Origin of the sequence: Verticiella alkaliphila (assembly GCF_018904615.1) — a bacterium.
Taxonomy (GTDB): domain Bacteria; phylum Pseudomonadota; class Gammaproteobacteria; order Burkholderiales; family Burkholderiaceae_B; genus Verticiella; species Verticiella alkaliphila.
The window spans coordinates 11,677-28,806 of sequence record NZ_JADCNH010000035.1 but is presented as its reverse complement, the minus strand read 5'-3'; the positions used below and the strand labels follow the sequence as shown (position 1 = coordinate 28,806).

Genomic DNA, 17,130 nt, shown 5'->3' with positions numbered 1-17,130 from the left:
GGAACTCCGGGCAGTCGAGACTGCCGGCGTCGTGTGACGCCGGCAGCAGAACAGCGCGCAGGGCGCGCCAGGCTTTACTGCTTGGGCGTGAGGCGGGTGATGCGGTCGCCCTGGGCGTCATCCGCGCCGCGCGACTTGTTCACCGCGAAGGCGTTGCCCTTGCCGTCGACGGCGATGTGGTTGGGCAGCGTGCCGCCGTCCAGGTTGGCCACGATCTTGCCGTCGGCGTCGAGCACGGTGACCGTGCCGGCGCCGCGGTTGGCGGCATAGACGAGGTGGTTGACCGGGTCATACGCGACGTTCAGCGTGCCTGCGCCCACCGGCGTGGTGGCAAGCACCTTGCCCGAGGCGAGATCCACCACCGAGACCGTGTCGCTGCCCTGCGCCGCCACGTACGCACGCTGGCCCTTGGCGTCGATGGCGATGCCGGCCCCGCCGTTGGCGCCGGGGACGGGCATTACCTTCTCGACGGTGTCGGTCTTGGCATCGATGACGGCGATCTCGGCGGTGTTCAGCGCCACCGTGTAGATCTTCTGCCGTTCGGCATCGAGCACCAGGCTCATCGTGCCGAAGTCCTGGCCGCGGATGGCGGACGCCACCTTGATGTCGCCGATCTTCTCGAGCTTCTTCGTGTCGAACACGGCCACGAATTCGCCCGTGGGGCCCGACGCGTAGGCCTTGTTCAGGCCCGGCACGACCACGACGTCACGCGCATGCGGCGCCGTGCCCTCGTCGAACTGCTTGACCAGCGACAGATCCGATTGCTTGTAGACGGCCACGCTGTCGTCACGCGTGTTGGTGACCCACACCGTGCCGGCCTCGTCGTCCACGTCCACGCCGTAGACGGCATAGACGCGACCATCGTCGTGACCCTTGGCCACGGCAGGCGTCACGCGGGCTTCGATGGCGAGCGTCTGCGGGTTCACCTTGATGAGCTGCGATTCCTTGACCGGGGGGCGACCCACGGCGGCCGTCACGAAGAGACGGTCGGACTTGGCGCTGTAGGCGCTCTGATAGAGACCCTGCACCAGCTTCTGGCTCTGCGTGGCGAACTTGTCCTGGCCCGAGAGCGGGACGTCGGGCGACACCTTGAGCTCGAACACCGTCGCGGCCACGGGGCCCGTCGCCTGCACGACGATCGGGTGACGGGCAGCCACGGCATTGGCCGGGATCTGCACGGTGGCTTCGAAGTTGCCCTTGTCGTCGACCTGGTACGGGCCGTCACCGAGCGATTCTCCGCCACGCGAGAGCGTGACCGATTGGCCCGGCACGAAACCGCGGCCGGTGAGCTTGGCTTCACCGCCAGGCAGCACCGTGCCCTGGGCCATGACGCGGCCGGCGAAATCGGTCGCGGGCTGCTCGAAGGTCGCCGCGGCGAACGCGGTGGACAGCGAGAGCGATAGCGCGCCCAGGGCAAGCACGGTGCGACGCACCAGGCGCTGGCCGGTGCTCGGGCGGGAGGACATCACGTTCATGGCATTTCCTTGTCAAGACAATCGGGTGGCGACGCCTGTCGCGGCACATGCTGCGACAGGCGGCCTACAGGCGCGGGCCAGATGGGCCACGCACCACGGACAGCACAGGCGCCCGGCGTGGCAGGCACGCCGGGCGAGGAGAACGAGCGTGGGCCGCACGCGGTGGCGTGCGCACCGACGCGATGGGATGGGCCTCACGTGAGACCTCCCGGATCCCGGCGTGCGAGTTCGGCATTCACGATGGGGGCGATGCGGGCGGTGGCCGCCTCGCCTGTCAGGTGGGCGTGCAGGCTCGGGATGTCGTGCACGTCCAGGCTCTCGGCGTACGCCGCCCAATAGGCGGGATCCAGATCCTCACCCACGTGGTCGAGGGCTGCGCGAAAGTAGAGAACGCGGCCGGCGAAGTGCTGGTGATGATGCGTGCGCACCAGTCGATTGTTGTGGCCAACGGCATGGATCACGCCGGCGAGCCGGGCGTCGGGCAGTTCGCCCAGCGGGTGGCCCGTTGCGCGCAGGAATCCAATGACCCCGTCGCGCGTGAGGGGCACATCCGGCAGCGAGGCCGGATCATGGCCCGCGATGTGCAGCAAGGCTTTGTAGACCGCGTCGGGCGGTGGCTCGGGGCGGTCGCGCCAGCAGTCGCTGGGATAGGCGTCGAGCATGGCGAGCACCCCGACTTCGCGTCCGCGCCGCTGCAGCTCCACGGCCATGGCGTGCGCGATGATGCCGCCCACGGACCAGCCGAGCAGATGGCAGGGGCCTTGCGGGTGCAGGGCCTCGAGCTGGTCGGCGTAGTCCTCGGCCATGGCGTCCAGCGTGGCGGGCTCGGGTCGCAGGCTCGTGGCCTCCAGGGCCTGCGCCTGCAGGCCCAGCACCGTGCGGGCCGGGTCCATCGCGCGTGCGAGTGCGCCATAGCACCAGCTCAGGCCGCCCGCCGGATGCACGCAGAAGAGCGGCTCGCGGCGCGCGTCGGCGTCAAGGCGCAGGCGCAGCACGGGACCGAAGCCGGCGTCGGCGCGGTCGGCGTCGGCATCGAGGAAGGCTGCCAGGCGTGCCACGGTGGGGTGTTCGAAGATCGCACCCAGGCCGATCTCGCCGCGGCGGGCTTCACGGATGGTCAGCGCAAGCCGTGCGGCAAGCAGGGAATGCCCGCCCAGCGCGAAGAAGTCGTCATCGGCGCAGAGGGGTTCGTGGCGCTCCAGCACCTGGGCGAACAGCTCGGCGATCCAGCGCTCGGTGCCGGCCGCGGGAGCCCGCCCGCTCGCGGCACGCGCGAGATCGGGCGCGGGCAGTGCCGCACGGTCCAGCTTGCCGTTGGCCGTGACGGGCAGGTTGGGCAACCAGACCAGCGCCGTCGGCACCATGACCGAGGGCAGGTGCGCGGCGGCGTGCTCGCGCACGGCAGCCTCGTCGGCACCGGCCGGCGACGCGACCAGATACGCGACGATGCGCGGATCGGCCGGGGCGTCGGTGCGCACGATCACGGCCACACTGTCCACACCCGGGGCATGGGCGAGCACGCTTTCGATCTCGCCGAGCTCGATGCGCTGGCCACGGATCTTCACCTGGTGGTCCGAGCGGCCCAGAAAGACCAGAGCGCCGTCGTCACGCCAGCGGGCGAGATCACCCGTGGCGTACATGCGCGCGCCGGGTGCGCCGAACGGATCGGGGACGAAGCGTTCGGCCGTCAGGTCCGGCCGGCCGAGATAGCCGCGCGCGAGCTGCCGTCCGGCGATGAAAAGATGACCGTCCACGCCGGCGGGCAGGGGCCGGCCGCGCGCATCGAGCACGTACATCGCCGTGTTCCAGACGGGATAGCCGATCGGCACCGGCAGGGAGGTGTCCTCGCGCGAGGCAGGCCACCAGGTAACGTCCACGGCGGCCTCCGTGGGTCCGTAAAGATTGTGCAGTTCGCTCGCGATCGTGGCGTGGAATCGGTCGCGCAAGGCGGCGGGCAGCTCTTCGCCGCTGCAGAACACGCGCTGCAGGACGAGGCCGGCCGCAGCGGGCTCGGCGAGGAATGCGGCGAGCATGGAGGGCACGAAGTGGAGGGTATCCACCGCATGCACGCGGATGAGCTGCGCGAGCCAGGCGGGGTCGCGATGCGACTCGGGCGGCGCAACGACGAGCGTGGCGCCCGCCACCAGCGGGAGGAAGAATTCCCACACGGACACGTCGAACGTGACCGGGGTCTTCTGCAGGATGCGGGCACTCGCGTCGACGGCGTAATGCGCCTGCATCCACAGCACGCGATTGACGATGGCGTCGTGTTCGATGACCACGCCCTTGGGCGCGCCGGTGGAACCGGAGGTGAAGAGTACGTAGGCGGCGTCCGACGGGCCAGGCGCCTGGTCGGGGTCGAACGGCGCGTCCTCGCCCTGCGGCAGCACGATGCGGGCATCGTTCGGCAGCATGACGCGGGTGGCCGCCGTGGCCACCACGGCGCGCGGCGTGGCGGTGGCGAGAATGCCCGCCAGACGCTCGCGCGGATGCTGGATGTCCAGTGGCAGATACGCCGCACCTGCCCGCTGGATGGCCACGAGGGCGATCACCAGATCGCGCGAGCGCGGCAAGGCGACGGCAACGACGTCGCCGCGCCGCACGCCCGCGGCCTGAAGGCGGCCTGCGAGCGAGCGCGTGGCCTCGTCGAACGCGGCGTAGGTGAGCCGTCCTTCGGCGTCTTCGAGCGCCACCGACTGCGGCGTGCGCGCGATGCTGGCCTCAATGAGGGCGGGCAGCGTCGTGAGCGGCACCGGATGCGCCGTGTCGTTGACCGTGGCCGTCCAGTGCTGGTGCTCGGCATCCGTCAATGTGGGGACATGGGCCAGCACAGGCGCGGCCAGGGCTCGCTGCAGGAACACCTGCAGACGGGCGAGATGGGCCTCGACGGTGGCCTTCGCGTACAGGGCCGGGTTGGCCTCGATGGTGAGCAGCATGCCCGGCTGGGCCGGGTTGCCGCGCAGCGTGATCGTGAGGTCCTCGACGGGGCCTGCGCCCAGCACCTGCAGTCGCGTGCGCGTGCCCGGTAGCGGCGCGGGCTGTTCGAACGGCAGGATGTTGACGAGGGGGCCATACAGGCGGCGGTTGCCGCCCAGCAGCCCGAGATCACGGCGCAGTTGCTCGCCACGGTAGCGGCCGTGGCGGCGCGCCTTGCGCAAGCCCTTGCTCGCCTCGACGAGCAGCGCATCGAGCGGCGCATCCTCGTCGATGGAAAGGCGTAGCGGGACAACGTTCATCACCATGGCCGGCACACGCGCCGTGCGGCTGCCCAGGCGACCCATGAAGGGCACGCCCACCACCGCCTCGGATTGACCGGTGTGCCGCGCAATGTAGGCCGCGCACAGGGCCGTGAGGATGTCGGGCCAGGACACGTCCGTGCGCGTCTGTGCAGCCTGCAGGGCCTCGGCGAAGGCGGCATCCAGGCGTGTCTCGGCCTGCTCGAAACCGTGGCCGCTCACGGGAGCGCCGTCAGACAGGCTGGCGGCGGCCGTGTGGCCCGCGTAGGCCTCGCGCCAATAGGCGGCATCGCGCGTGCGCTGCTCGCCGGCACGGTAGGCCGCGTCTTCCTCGAGGGCTTGCGCGTAGGCCGCGAGCGGCTCGCCGGCGTCGTCGCTGGCACCGATCTCGCGCGCATACAGGCGCGCGGCACGCGCATCGATGAGGCCCATGCCGTAGCCGTCGGCAGCCACGTGATGCAGGCGTTGATACCAGACGGCATGGTCCTGGCCCAGGCGATACAGCACGTGCGCGGCCATGGCCTGGCGGGTAGGATCCACGGGCCGATGCATGTCGGCCCGCATGCGGTGTTGCGCCGTCTCCAGCGGACTCGGGTCGGCGCGCAGATCGACGATCTCCAGGCGCGGACGCAAGGATTCGTCGAGCGCCTGCCACGCCGTACCGTCGTGCTCGACGACGCGCATGGCGAGCGCATCCGCCTCACGCAGCGCGGCATCCACCGCGCGCTGCAAGGCCGGGATGTCCAGCGGCCCCTCGATGTGGGTGCAGTGCCCGATGTTGAAGATCGGATTGCTCGGGTCCATCCGCTGGGCGAACCACATGCCCAGCTGGGCTTCCGTCAGCGGGGCTGCGCCATGCGGCAGCTCGGTGTCCACGGATGACGCCATCTCACGCCTGTCCGGCGGCCTGGCGACGCAGGAGCGCGCGCTCGACGAGCGCCCACCAGTGGGCGAGTTCGGGCTGGGCGGCGAGCTCGGAGAACTCGACATCGGCACCGGCATCGCGCCAGCGCGTGGCGAGCGCCATGGCGCGGATCGAATCCAGGCCCAGGTCGATCAGGTTGTCGTGATCGCCGATCTCGGCGGGGTCTTCGTGAAGGATGCGCGCGATGTCGGCGCGCATGCTGTCGAGGGAGAGGGGAAGGGTTTGGGAAGTCATGCGGAATCCTTGGTGCCGTCCAGTTGCGCGCGCAGCGTGGCGCGCAGTTCCTTGCGGCTGATCTTGCCGGCAGCGGTCTCGCTGAAGCGCTCGACGAACACGACCTGGTCCGGCACCTTGAAGTCGGCCAGGCCGCGCGAGCGGATCCATTGCTTGATCGCCACGGCGCGGGGCTTGTCGCCCTTGGGAATGATGAAGGCGCAGCTGCGCTCGCCCAGGTACTCGTCCGGCACAGACACGACAGCGGCGTCGAAGACCTGCGGGTGGGCGAGGAGGTGATCCTCGATCTCCTCGGCGGAGATCTTCTCGCCGGCGCGATTGATGTGGTCGTTGGCACGGCCCTGCACCACGAGGTAACCACCGGGCAAGCGCTTGACGATGTCGCCGGTGCGGTAATAGCCGTCCTCGGTGAAGGAGCGCTGGTTGGCCGCCTCGTTGTTGTAGTAGCCGCGGATCGTGTAGGGGCCGCGGGTCAGCAGGTGGCCCGTCTCGCCCTCGGGCACCGGGTTGCCCAGGTCGTCGACGATCAGCACCTCGTCGTCCGGGCTGATCGGCCGGCCCTGGGTGTGGATGATGATGTCATCCGGATCGTCCAGGCGGGTGTAGTTCACCAGGCCTTCGGCCATGCCGAACACCTGTTGCAGCGTCACGCCCAGCGCGGGCTTCACGCGGCGCGCGACCTCGGGGATGAGCTTGGCGCCGCCCACCTGGATCACCGACAGCGTGTCGAGCTTGAAGTGGGTCTTGGCCGCGGCTTCCATCCACACCAGCAACAGGGGCGGCACGAGGCTCGTCATGGTCACGCTTTCGCGCTCGACCAGGGCGAAGCCGGCTTCCGGGCTGGGCGAAGTCGAGAGCACGACTCGCGCGCCCACGTAGAGGGCGCCCAGCACGCCGGGCGAGCTCATGGGGAAGTTGTGCGCGATGGGCAGGGCGCCCAGGAACACGCTGTCCTCGGTCATGCCGCAGATGCGGTCGCTGTCGCGCAGGGTGTAGATGTAGGCGTCGTGCGTGCGCGGGATGAGCTTGGACAGGCCCGTGCTGCCGCCCGAGATCTGCAGGAAAGCCACGTCGGACGAGGCGGGTTCGACCGGCACCGTGGTGCTAGCCTCGCCGCGTGCCTGGAAGTCTGCCAGGGCCGTGAAGCCGGTATCGGCGCCGGCATCGCCGACGATGAGGACCTGCTCCACGCCGGGCACCCGTGCCTTCAGCTCGGTGGCAAGGGTGCGGTAATCGAAGCCGTCGTGGCTTTGCGCGGACACGTAGGCGCGCGCGCCACCGGTCACGGCGAAGTGCTCGATCTCGGTAATGCGATGGGCGGGCAGGGCGTAGAGCGGCAGGATGCCGGCGCGGAAAAGGCCGAAGATCACCGAGAAGAACTCGGGGATGTTGGGCAGGTGCACGATCACGCGATCACCGGGCCGCAGACCGCTGTCGAGGAATGCGCGCGCCATGGCGTCTGCACGGCGGTCCAGCTCGGCGTAGCTCCAGCGTTGGTCGCCGCCCACGATGGCGATCTTGTCGCCGTACTGCCGCGCGCGCTCGCGCAGCACCTGGCCGAAGGTCTCGCCGCGCCAGTAGCCCGCTGCGCGATAGCGTTCGGCGTCGGCCGCAGGCCAGGATTGTTCAGGTCTGTCCATGGAAGATCTCCGATTCGGTGGGGGCCACGCCGGTGTGCGCCACGGCGTCGAGCCAGGCGAGGTCGTGGCGGTGCTCGCGCAGCGCGTGCGCCGCAGGCGTCTGCACGCAGAGGGCGGCGTGATAGCCAGGGCCGGCATCCAGGCGGCGCACGGCAAGGCGGGTCAGGGCGCTGTCTGGCGGCGCGGAAAGGGGCAGGAATTCAGTGGACGGCACCGGAGCTGCGAATCCTGCGAGGCCGCCCGCGAGGCCCGTGCCCGCCGCCTTGAGCACGGCTTCCTTGGCGGTCCACAGCGGCAGGAAGTCGGCAGGCCTTGCCGCGATCCGCGTGGCCTCGGCGGCGGTGAACCAGGTGCGGGCCATCTCGACGGCGTCTGGCATGTCGCGATCGGACTCGACGTCCACCCCCACGGCGGTGGAGGCCACGGCCACGATGGCGCATTCCCCGCTGTGGGCCAGGCTCACGTGCCAGGGCGTGCCTGCCACGATGGGCTGGCCGCTCGGCGCGGTCATGAGCGGCACTTGCGGACCCGCCACGCCCAGAAGGCGAGACAACAGGGCACGCAGCGCCGCACGGGCCGTGAGGCTGCGCCGCCGGTCGGCAGGCTGGCGCAGACGGTCGATGCGCGCCTGCTCGGCAGACGTGAGGGTGGCCAGCAGACGATCGCTCAGCGCGACGTCATCGGCAACCGGCAGGATGTGCACGTGGAGCATGGTCAGACCCCCAGGTGCGTGTGCAGCGTGGCACGGTCGGCAGCCAGCGCCTCGGGCGTGCCATCGAAGACGACGCGGCCATGGCCGAGCACGGCCACGCGGTGCGCGAGATGCAGCGCCAGGGCCGTGTTCTGCTCCACGAGCAGCAGCGTGGTGCCATCGCGGGCCAGTTCGGCGAGGTGTTCCTGCAGCGCGGCCACGGCCTGGGGTGCGAGCCCTTCGCTGGGCTCGTCCAGGGCGATCACATCCGCCTGGGTGAGTAGCGCGCGGCCCAGGGCAAGCATCTGCCGTTCGCCGCCGCTCAGCGCGCCGCTGCGGGTGCGGCGTCGCTCGAAGAGCCGCGGAAATCGCGCGTAGACAGCGTCCAGCGTCCAGGCGGGTGTGGTCTGCTGCGGGCGGGGCGCAAGCGTGGCCAGGCGCAGGCTGTCCTGCACATCCAGGTCTGCGAACACGCCGCGGCCCTGAGGCACCAGGGCCACACCGAGCTGGGCGATGCGATGCGTGGGCCAGCCGTGAACGTCCTCGCCCCGGACGTGGATCTCCCCTTGCACGGTCGGGCCGAGGTTGAAGACGGTATGCAGCAGCGTCGTCTTGCCCGCCCCGTTGCGCCCGAGCAGGGCGAGCACTTCACCGCGCGCGAGATCGAGGTCCACCCCGTTGAGGATGGTCCCGCCGCCATAGCCCGCTCGCACATCGCGCAGGCGCAGCAAGGGGACGGCGGCTGTCATGGGCATCGTCGTCATGCGGCCTCCGGCAAGCCGCCCAGGTACGCCGCATGGACGGCTGGGTCGTCGCGGACGGCCTGCGGCGTGCCCAGGGCGATCAGCCGGCCAAGGTCGAGCACGGCCACGCGGTCGCACTCGCGAAAGACCACATCCAGGTCATGCGCGATCAGGACGACGGCGGCGTCGCCGCGACGTTCGCGGACCAGCGCGAGGACCTGCTCGGATTCGGCGGTGGACAGGCCCGCGGTGGGCTCGTCCAGCAGCAGGATGCGCGGCGCCTGGGCCAGCGCGATCAGGATGTCGACGATGCGTTGCTCACCGTAGGACAGATCGGCCACGGGAACATTCGCGCGCACCGCCAGTGGCAGGTCGGCAAGAAGGGCGTCCGCCTGCGCCTCGGCCCGACGCAGGGCCGCACGGCCGCCCCACCAGCGATAGCCGTCACCGGCGTGTGCCAGCGCCGCCAGGGCGAGATTGCGCCGCACGGACAGGGCCGCAAAGGTGAGGCTCTTCTGGAACGTGCGCACCAGGCCCAGTCGGGCGCGGGCGGCAGGATCCTGCCCGGCGAGATCCCGCGCACCCAGCAACACTCGCCCTGAGGATGGCGTGACGAAGCCGGTCACGATGTTGAAGAGCGTGGTCTTGCCGGCACCGTTGGGCCCGATGAGCCCGAGGGTCTCCCCTGCCGCCACGGCGCAGTCCACGTCGTGCAGCACGGGCGTCGCGCCGAACTGCTTGCCGACGTGTTCCAGGCGAAGCACCGGCGGCACACCCTGGCTCAGCACGGGGTCGACCCATGGCAGTCCGCTCATGCGCGCTCCTTGCCGGTGGCGCCGCGAGGACCGCGCAACCGCAGCGCCTGCGCCACGCCATGGGGCATGAAGAGCACGACGGCCACGAAGATGAGACCGATGACGAGCTGCCAGCGCTCCGTGTGCGAACTGACGTAGGTCTGCACGAAGAGGTAGACCGCGGCGCCGACGAAGCCGCCGACCCGTGAGCCGATGCCACCGATCACCGCCATGATGATGAAGGTGGCCGACTGGCTCCAGTGCACCACGTTTGGCCCGACATACTGATTCACGAAGGGATAGACGGCGCCTGCGGCCCCGGCCACCGCGCCGGCCGTGGCGAAGGCCCAGGCGCGCAGCCGCGCCACCGAGTAGCCCAGGGCGGCCATGCGCAGCGGCTGATCGCGCAGGCCGGTCAGCGCGACTCCGACAGGGGCACGCGTGAAGGCACGGGTGATCGCCCAGGCCGCCAGCGCCACGCCCACCGTGACGAGGTACAGGGCCATGGGCCCATGCAGTGGCACACCCGCCAACGTGAGCCGGGCGAAGCCGCGCAGGCCATCGGCACCGCCCGTGACGTCGCGCCAGCGGAAGGCGAGTTCCCACACCATCTGGCCGACGACCAGCGTGAGCACGAGGAAGAAGAGGCCCTGCGTGCGCAGGGTGATTGCAGCCATGGCCAGGGCGAGCAGCGTGCCGGTCAGCACACCCACCAGCAGCATCACGGTGAGATCGCCGCTGACGTGTCCCGCGACGATGGCCGCCGCGTAGGCGGCTGCGCCGAAGACGGCACCGTGCCCCAGGGACACGAGGCCGCCCTGACCGATGAGCAGGGTCAGGCTGGTCACGGCGGCACCCACCAGCAGGATCTCAGCGGCGAACCGCAGGAGGAACGCATCCTGGGCGATCAGCGGGGCCGCGAGCAACACGGCTGCCACCAACGCGCCCAAGCGGGCGCGCACGGTGTGGGCGCGGCCGACGGCAGCCATCGGTGGCGCAACGCGCGTCGTGGGACGGATGGCCTGTGTCATAGCTGACGCGTCTCGCGTGCAATGAGGCCAGTGGGGCGCCACACCAGCAGCGCCGCCATGATGCCCAGCGTCAGGAAATTGGCAAACTCAGGCAGCCACATGCGGCTGAAGGTCGTGGCAAAGCCCAGGAGCAGGGCGGCCACGACCGTGCCACGGAAGCTGCCCAGCCCGCCGATCACGACGACGAGCAGCGCCAGCAGCAGCACCTCCTCGTCCAGCCCGGGGTAGGCCGACAGCATCCCGGCCCCCAGGGCACCGCCCAGGCCACCCAGGCCCGCCGCGAGTGCCATGCCGATCGTGAAGAGGCGGCGCGTGTCGATGCCGAGCGTCTCCACGATCCCGCGGTCCACGACGCAGGCGCGGATGGCCGCGCCCCACAAGGTGCGGTCCAGCAGCCACCACAGCGCGATGGCCAGCACGACGCCGACCGCGATGATCACGAGCCGATACACCGGAAAGGGCAGGCCAGCCACGAACACCACCCCGCGCATGAGCTCGGGCAGGGCGGGCGACAGCGTATCCGCGCCAAAGCCCCAGCGCATGAGATCGGCGAAGATCACCGACAGACCGTAGGTGAGCAGCACCTGCATGAGGTGAGGGCGTGCGTAGAAGCGGCCGAATGGGAAGCGATCCAGGATCAGCCCGACGAGCGCCGTGATCCCGAAGGCGGCGGGCAGCGCGAGCCACCACGCGCACCGGCGGCGAGCCAGTGGATGCCGATGTAGCCACCCAGCAGGAAGAACGCACCGTGCGCCAGGTTGATGAAGTTCATCAGGCTCAGCACCAGTGACAGGCCGAGGCCGGTCAACAGCAGGAGTACCGAGAACGACAGCGCGTTGAGGGTTTGGACGAAGTAGTACGACACGGGTCGAAGCGGCGAGGCGTCAGGCGGCCGGGCCGGGGTCGCGAACGCCTTCGAAGGTGTGGACGATGGTGTTGAGCGGCTTGCCGTCGGGCCCGCGGCGCACGTCGTTCACGTAGATGTCGAGGATCGCCTGATTGTTGCGGGCGTCGAAGCGCATGGGGCCGAAGGCGGTGTCCACGGTGGCCTCCAGCAGGCGGGCCTTCAGCGCATCCTTGCGCGCGACATCGCCGTCTACGGCCTCGAGGGCGGCACGGATGACCTGGCCGGTGGCGTAGCCCGAGGTGCTGGCCTCGCCCGGCAGGCGCCCGCGCACCTTTTGATAGGCGGCAACGAAGCCCGCTGCGGCCGGGGCACCGGGAGACTGATGGAAGGTGTTGATGCCGCCCAGACCGGCGTCGCCCGCGGCAGGCAGCACGTCTTCCTGGTCAAAGAGCGCGCCTGGGCCCAGGATGCGCAGCTTGTCCTGCAGACGGAAGTCGCGCACCTGCTGGAGAAAGCGCACGGCGTCGGCGCCCGGCAGGAAAGCGTACAAAAAGGCCGGTTGCGCGGCGGCGATGTTCATCAGCAGCGGCGCGAAATCCGTGGTGCCCAGTGGGGTCCACATCGGTCGGCTGAGCTTGCCGCCCTGACCTTCGTAGGTGCTGACGAAGTCGCCCACGTACTCGCGCCCGGCCGCGTAATCCGAGGCGAGCGTGATGCCGCCTTGCTGGGCGATGTGCTCGTGCGCCCAGCGTGCGGCGGTGTGGCCGAGCATCCAGCTCGTCTTGGTGGGGCGAAAGATCAGCGGGCTCGCGGCCTCGCGCGCCAGCGCGTTGGCCGAGGCATTCGACACGAACGTGGGCACCTGCGCATCGCTGACGATGTCGCGCACGGCAAGCGCCACGGCGGCACTGATGATGCCGCACAGCACGTCTGCGCGATCCTGCGACAGGAGCTTGCGCACCTTGCGCACCGCCTCGTCCGGCTTGCCGTGGTCATCCTCGACGAGCAACTGCACCGGGCGTCCGCCCATCTGTCCGCCGGATTCGGCGATCAGCAGCTCCAGGCCGGCCCGCATGCTCTCGCCCAGCGAGGCGAAGGGGCCCGACAGCGAGGTGAGCAGGGCGATTCGCAGGGGGCCGGCCGATTGAGCCCGCACGCCGCGCGGCAAAGCCAGCCCGAGGGCAGAGGCGCCAGCGGCGGCGAGAAGGCTGCGGCGCAGCGGCGAAGCGGGCGACAGAGCGCGGACGGGGGTCGTCATGACAGGGACGCAAAGGAAGACCGCGGTCTTCCGACGCCGTCTTCTGGATGAGGAAAGAAATGAGAGCCATCCGCATTATCGCATTCATTTGCGCAGGGGGCGAATGGACCGCCTGGGCGTGGCTGTGGCGGCGGCGCGGGGTCGTGAAACGGGGGCCGGCCCTCGCGCGCGTCCGCCCACTTGGGTTCGACGCGAACGCGCGCAGACCGGCATTCGGGACGGCGACGGTTGCGAGGAACAGAAGGGGCAGGCTACCCGCTAAGCGTGGCCGCCAGGCGCACGGCGGCGCGTGCCGCCGCCGCTGCCATCGTGCCGTGGGACTCGCCCGCGAGCGACGTGAATGTGACGTCAAGCTCGGGGATGCCCGAGAGGTACGCCGCCAGCGCCTGTGCGGCCGGTGCGGTGGGCTCGCCGCCGTGCCGGCTGCCTGGGGTGCCGTCCTGACCGAGCGCCTGGGCGTGCCAGGCTTCCTGCGCACCGACCAGGAGGCAGACGCGGGCGGCAGGGCGAACCGGTGCTGCCGCAAGCGCCGCGATTCGCGTCAGAATGGCCTCGTCGCGCCACCAGATGGACGGGCTGGCGCTCACGTAGCCTGCATAACCCCGTTGGCCGCACAAGGCGTGAAGCACGCACAGGCCGCCATACGAATGGCCGGCGAGCACGGCGCGGCCGGGATCGACCGGGTGGCGTGCCTGCACGGCAGGGCGGATGTGGGTGTCGAGCACATCGAGAAAGGCATCGGCGCCACCGGCGCGCCAGGCGGGCACCCGCGGGTCGACGATCGGCGATCCGTCGGGCGCGGGCGGCGTGTAGTCATACGCGCGTGCCGCCTTCGTTGCCTCGGGATCGTGCGCATGCGCGACGGTGGCCACCACGACCGGCAGATCACGCAGACCGGGATCCGCCTGGATGGCGAGGCGGGCGGCCGCGCCGTCCAGCACGTATAGCACCGGAAAGCCCGCCGGCGGCGGCGTGCGCTGCGGCACCTGGACGTGCACGGCGTAGCCACGCGCGCCGTCCTCCGACCTGAAGCGCAGCGGCGCTGGGTCTTCGGGCGTTATCGGAGGCGCTGCGTCGATGGGGGCCAAGCGCGTCACGGCTTGCTGGTGCCGGCGCCCGCGTCGGTCAGGTCGACCAGGTAGGTGCCGCGCATGGGCACGGGCAGGAAGCGCTTGTTGATCTCGTCGAGCGTGGCCTGGGGGGACAGGTTCGCCCGTTCGACGGGGTCGATCCAGCGGGCCAGGGCCTCGATGAAGACCACGTGCAAGGGCGAGTCGTTGAACCCATGCCACACCCCGTGGGCGTTCCCCGTGCGCACGGCCTGCAAGGCACCCAGACCCTGGCGATCGATGACGCTGCGCAGGCTCGCGCGGGCGGCATCGGGCGTGGCCGTGCTGCCGATGTCCAGGCCGTTGCCGGTGCGTTGCGTCGCGCCTGTACCCGTGGCGACGTAGACAGTGGGGTTGCGGCTGTTGATGTATTCAAAGCCCAACTGGCCAGTGGCGTTGCGGATCACATCGGCGCCGATGTTGTGCCCGCCGGCGAACGAGATCATGTCGTTGAAGGTGCCCACGCCCGGCGAGTAGCAGCAATCGGTGGTGCCCGCGTGCGCGTGCACGAAGACGGGCGGACGCTCGGCCTTGCCCATCACGAGCCCGGCGACGCCGTCCATGTGCTGCACGTAGAACTCGATGAACGCCTCGGCCTGGTCTTCGCGGCCGAGCGCCTTGCCCAGCAGACGCAGGCTGGGCACGGTGTTCTCGAACGGATCCATGAAGAAGTCGATCACCACCACGGGCACGCCTGCCGCCTCGAACTGGCGGATCAGGGGCGATTCCGAAGGATTCGCCCCTTTGCGCAGCCCGGCGAAGGCCGCCGTCAGGATGACCAGGTCCGGCCGTTGGGCAAGGCTGCTCTCCACGGAGAACGTGTCCGGCGTGTGGCGGCCCACGACCGGCACGCGCGCGAGCGAGGGGAAGGCCTTGAGGTAATCCGCGTAGTCGTTGGCGAACGACGTCTTGAACTCGTCGGACCAGCCTGCGAGGATGCTGGCCGGATCATCGTGGATCAGCGCCAGGACCGGGAAGTGGCGGGCCTGGGCCAGCACGACGCGTTGCGCGGGCTTCTTCAGCGTCACGGTGCGACCGACCACGTCGGTGACCTCGATGGGAGCGGCCAGGGCAGGGAGGCCGGTCAGCAAGCCGGCAGTGACGACCAGCGTGCGCAATGCACGGAGCAGAAACATGTCAGGGGACAATTAACGAGAGATATTCTCATTCTAATCGGCCCGGCTCGGCGGCGACAAACGCGGCAGCGCCGGCGCGCTTCCCCCTGAGCGCGCCAGGGCGGACGCCATCGGTCAGCCGACGTGCGCTTCCAGCCCGTCGATCATGACCTGCGGGACGCCGCGCGAGCAGGGCTCCACGCGGGCGCGCACGCCATAGACCTGCGCGAGCGCATGCGGCGTGATCACCGCACTCGGGCTGCCGTGCGCAAAGAGATCACCCTGCCGGATCATGAGCGCGTAGTCCGCATGACGCAGCGCGATGTTCAGATCGTGCAGCACGATGATCGTGACCAGACCGTTTTCGCGCGTTTCCTGGCTGAGCAGATCCATGACGTGGAACTGGTAGTTCAGATCCAGCGCGGACAAGGGCTCGTCCAGCAGCAGCAGGCGCGGCTTGCGGATGAGCGCCTGGGCCAGGCCGACCAGCTGCTTCTGACCGCCCGAGAGTTCGTCGATGTAACGCAGCGAGAGATGCCCCACGCCCAGCCGCTCGAGCAGGGACTGCACCGTCGGCACGTCCACGCCCCCCGCGCGCTGGCCGGGCAGCGAGGCGTTGGCCGCGACGAGCACGGATTCGAACACGCGCAGGTGAACGGCGGCCGGCAAGGCCTGGGGCACGTAGACCACCTGGCGGGCGCGCGTCTCGAAGCTCGCCCGGCTGAGCTCCTGGCCGTCCAGGCGGATGCTGCTGCCGGGGGCAATCTTGTTCAGGCCGGCAAGCGCCTTCAAGAGCGTGGATTTGCCGCTGCCATTGGGGCCGAGCAAGCAGGTCACGGTGCCCGCAGCAAGCCCTTCGACGGTCAGGCTCTCGATGATGCGGCGCTGGCCGTAGGCCACGCCGATGTTCTGAATGTCGAGCATCGCCAGCCCCTTACGGCATCTGGCGGCGGAACACCACCGCGAGGAAGAAGGGAATGCCCACGAGCGAGGTCACGATGCCGACGGGAATGATGATGCCCGGCACGATGTTCTTGGAGGCGATCGAGGCGAGCGACAGGATCACGCCGCCCACGAGCGCGCTGCCGGGCAGGTAGAAGCGGTGGTCCTCGCCAAAGAGCCGGCGTGCGATGTGCGGGGCGACCAGTCCGATGAAGCCGATGGTGCCCACGAAGGACACGGCCAGCGCCGAGAGCAGACTGATGCGCAACAGCGAGGTGAGGCGCAGCCGGCGCACGTCGATGCCGAAGCTCGCCGCTCGATCCTCGCCCAGGCGCAGGGCGGTGAGCCGCCACGAATCGCGCATGGCCAGCGGCAGGATGATCGCAAAGAGCAGGAGCAGCATGCCGAGCTTGGGCCAGGTCGCGCGCGACAGGCTGCCCATCGTCCAGAACACCAGGCCCTGCAAGGCATCGGCGCTCGCCACGAACTGCACCAGCGAGACCAGGGCGTTGAAGGAGAAGACCAGGGCGATGCCGAAGAGCACCACGCCGGACGTGTTCATCCCGCCCCAGCGGGCGACGGCATCGAGCAGCATGGCGCACAGCAGCGAGAAGAAGAACGCGCTTGCAGCAACGGTCCATGCCGCGGGCAGGCCCGGGATCGTGAGATCCAGCACGATGACCAGCGCCGCGCCGAACGCTGCGGCCGAGGACAGCCCGAGCGTGAACGGGCTCGCGAGCGGGTTGTTCAGGATGGTCTGCATCTCCGCACCGGCCAGGCCAAGCGAGACGCCCACCGCCATGGCCATCAAGGCGTAGGGCAGGCGGATGTCCCACACGATGACGCGCGTGGTGGCATCGGCCGTGTCCGGCGAGACGAGGGTGGCGAAGAGTTCGGCCAGCGACAGACCGGCGGGCCCCAGCGTGAAGTCGACGACGATCGCGGCCAGGATGATGGCCACGAGCACGCCCACGAGGAGCCAGCGCCGCCACAGGATCTGCCGGTAGGCGCCCACCGGGTCGGCCGGCAAGGCCGGCGAATAAGACGTATTACTATCCACTGTGATGCTGCTGCAGCCAGAAAGCGCGCG

Annotated in this window: 15 protein-coding genes; all 15 read right to left on the bottom strand. The window is 70.0% G+C overall.

The window, feature by feature from the left end:
* Nucleotides 1–74: 74 nt before the first annotated feature.
* The 15 genes from IMZ29_RS17835 to IMZ29_RS17765 all read right to left on the bottom strand — a co-directional run bounded on the left by IMZ29_RS17835 (nucleotide 75) and on the right by IMZ29_RS17765 (nucleotide 17,100).
* Nucleotides 75–1,475 carry a YncE family protein gene (locus IMZ29_RS17835; protein WP_216186596.1) on the bottom strand — a complete coding sequence of 467 codons (1,401 nt, stop codon included), beginning with the start codon at nucleotides 1,473–1,475 and terminating at the stop codon, nucleotides 75–77.
* Between the two features lie 194 nt (nucleotides 1,476–1,669).
* Nucleotides 1,670–5,599 carry a non-ribosomal peptide synthetase gene (locus IMZ29_RS17830; RefSeq protein WP_216186594.1) on the bottom strand — a complete coding sequence of 1,310 codons (3,930 nt, stop codon included), beginning with the start codon at nucleotides 5,597–5,599 and terminating at the stop codon, nucleotides 1,670–1,672.
* A gap of 1 nt (nucleotide 5,600) precedes the next feature.
* On the bottom strand, nucleotides 5,601–5,870 hold the full coding sequence (locus tag IMZ29_RS17825) for a phosphopantetheine-binding protein (RefSeq protein ID WP_253207228.1): 270 nt from the start codon (nucleotides 5,868–5,870) through the stop codon (nucleotides 5,601–5,603).
* Entirely contained in the window at nucleotides 5,867–7,510 is a 1,644-nt protein-coding gene (locus tag IMZ29_RS17820) for a (2,3-dihydroxybenzoyl)adenylate synthase (protein WP_216186592.1), read from the bottom strand. Before IMZ29_RS17820 ends, IMZ29_RS17825 begins: the two co-directional genes overlap by 4 nt.
* A complete protein-coding gene (locus tag IMZ29_RS17815; protein WP_216186590.1) occupies nucleotides 7,497–8,222 on the bottom strand; it encodes a 4'-phosphopantetheinyl transferase family protein in 726 nt (241 codons plus the stop codon). The genes IMZ29_RS17820 and IMZ29_RS17815 overlap by 14 nt, the downstream gene beginning before the upstream one ends.
* Nucleotides 8,223–8,224: 2 nt before the next feature.
* The gene (locus IMZ29_RS17810; RefSeq protein ID WP_253207227.1) at nucleotides 8,225–8,965 is read right to left on the bottom strand and encodes an ABC transporter ATP-binding protein; all 741 of its coding nucleotides are present in this window, start codon (nucleotides 8,963–8,965) and stop codon (nucleotides 8,225–8,227) included.
* Complete coding sequence (locus IMZ29_RS17805) at nucleotides 8,962–9,759, bottom strand: ABC transporter ATP-binding protein (protein ID WP_216186588.1); 798 nt, start codon at nucleotides 9,757–9,759, stop codon at nucleotides 8,962–8,964. Before IMZ29_RS17805 ends, IMZ29_RS17810 begins: the two co-directional genes overlap by 4 nt.
* Nucleotides 9,756–10,769 (bottom strand): branched-chain amino acid ABC transporter permease, encoded by a 1,014-nt coding sequence (locus IMZ29_RS17800; protein ID WP_253207226.1) that lies wholly within the window; start codon nucleotides 10,767–10,769, stop codon nucleotides 9,756–9,758. Before IMZ29_RS17800 ends, IMZ29_RS17805 begins: the two co-directional genes overlap by 4 nt.
* Nucleotides 10,766–11,404: a branched-chain amino acid ABC transporter permease gene (locus IMZ29_RS17795; RefSeq protein ID WP_253207231.1), complete on the bottom strand. Its 639-nt coding sequence runs from the start codon at nucleotides 11,402–11,404 to the stop codon at nucleotides 10,766–10,768. The genes IMZ29_RS17800 and IMZ29_RS17795 overlap by 4 nt, the downstream gene beginning before the upstream one ends.
* 2 nt (nucleotides 11,405–11,406) lie before the next feature.
* Entirely contained in the window at nucleotides 11,407–11,634 is a 228-nt protein-coding gene (locus IMZ29_RS17790; protein ID WP_216186586.1) for a hypothetical protein, read from the bottom strand.
* Between the two features lie 19 nt (nucleotides 11,635–11,653).
* Nucleotides 11,654–12,874, bottom strand: coding sequence for an ABC transporter substrate-binding protein (locus IMZ29_RS17785; RefSeq protein ID WP_216186584.1), 1,221 nt, complete (start codon nucleotides 12,872–12,874; stop codon nucleotides 11,654–11,656).
* A gap of 251 nt (nucleotides 12,875–13,125) precedes the next feature.
* The gene (locus IMZ29_RS17780) at nucleotides 13,126–13,971 is read right to left on the bottom strand and encodes an alpha/beta hydrolase (RefSeq protein ID WP_216186582.1); all 846 of its coding nucleotides are present in this window, start codon (nucleotides 13,969–13,971) and stop codon (nucleotides 13,126–13,128) included.
* The gene (locus IMZ29_RS17775) at nucleotides 13,968–15,119 is read right to left on the bottom strand and encodes an ABC transporter substrate-binding protein (RefSeq protein ID WP_216186580.1); all 1,152 of its coding nucleotides are present in this window, start codon (nucleotides 15,117–15,119) and stop codon (nucleotides 13,968–13,970) included. Before IMZ29_RS17775 ends, IMZ29_RS17780 begins: the two co-directional genes overlap by 4 nt.
* Before the next feature lie 114 nt (nucleotides 15,120–15,233).
* Nucleotides 15,234–16,022 carry an ABC transporter ATP-binding protein gene (locus IMZ29_RS17770; RefSeq protein ID WP_216186579.1) on the bottom strand — a complete coding sequence of 263 codons (789 nt, stop codon included), beginning with the start codon at nucleotides 16,020–16,022 and terminating at the stop codon, nucleotides 15,234–15,236.
* Between the two features lie 10 nt (nucleotides 16,023–16,032).
* A complete protein-coding gene (locus tag IMZ29_RS17765) occupies nucleotides 16,033–17,100 on the bottom strand; it encodes a FecCD family ABC transporter permease (protein WP_371820333.1) in 1,068 nt (355 codons plus the stop codon).
* Nucleotides 17,101–17,130: the final 30 nt, after the last annotated feature.

Excerpts from the sequence above, each read along its gene's own strand:
- IMZ29_RS17810 (WP_253207227.1), bottom strand. The coding sequence starts at position 8,965 with ATGACGACGATGCCCATGACAGCCGCCGTCCCCTTGCTGCGCCTGCGC.
- IMZ29_RS17805 (WP_216186588.1), bottom strand. The coding sequence starts at position 9,759 with ATGAGCGGACTGCCATGGGTCGACCCCGTGCTGAGCCAGGGTGTGCCG.
- IMZ29_RS17825 (WP_253207228.1), bottom strand. The coding sequence starts at position 5,870 with ATGACTTCCCAAACCCTTCCCCTCTCCCTCGACAGCATGCGCGCCGAC.
- IMZ29_RS17820 (WP_216186592.1), bottom strand. The coding sequence starts at position 7,510 with ATGGACAGACCTGAACAATCCTGGCCTGCGGCCGACGCCGAACGCTAT.
- IMZ29_RS17785 (WP_216186584.1), bottom strand. The coding sequence starts at position 12,874 with ATGACGACCCCCGTCCGCGCTCTGTCGCCCGCTTCGCCGCTGCGCCGC.
- IMZ29_RS17800 (WP_253207226.1), bottom strand. The coding sequence starts at position 10,769 with ATGACACAGGCCATCCGTCCCACGACGCGCGTTGCGCCACCGATGGCT.
- IMZ29_RS17830 (WP_216186594.1), bottom strand. The coding sequence starts at position 5,599 with ATGGCGTCATCCGTGGACACCGAGCTGCCGCATGGCGCAGCCCCGCTG.
- IMZ29_RS17835 (WP_216186596.1), bottom strand. The coding sequence starts at position 1,475 with ATGAACGTGATGTCCTCCCGCCCGAGCACCGGCCAGCGCCTGGTGCGT.
- IMZ29_RS17770 (WP_216186579.1), bottom strand. The coding sequence starts at position 16,022 with ATGCTCGACATTCAGAACATCGGCGTGGCCTACGGCCAGCGCCGCATC.
- IMZ29_RS17815 (WP_216186590.1), bottom strand. The coding sequence starts at position 8,222 with ATGCTCCACGTGCACATCCTGCCGGTTGCCGATGACGTCGCGCTGAGC.
- IMZ29_RS17775 (WP_216186580.1), bottom strand. The coding sequence starts at position 15,119 with ATGTTTCTGCTCCGTGCATTGCGCACGCTGGTCGTCACTGCCGGCTTG.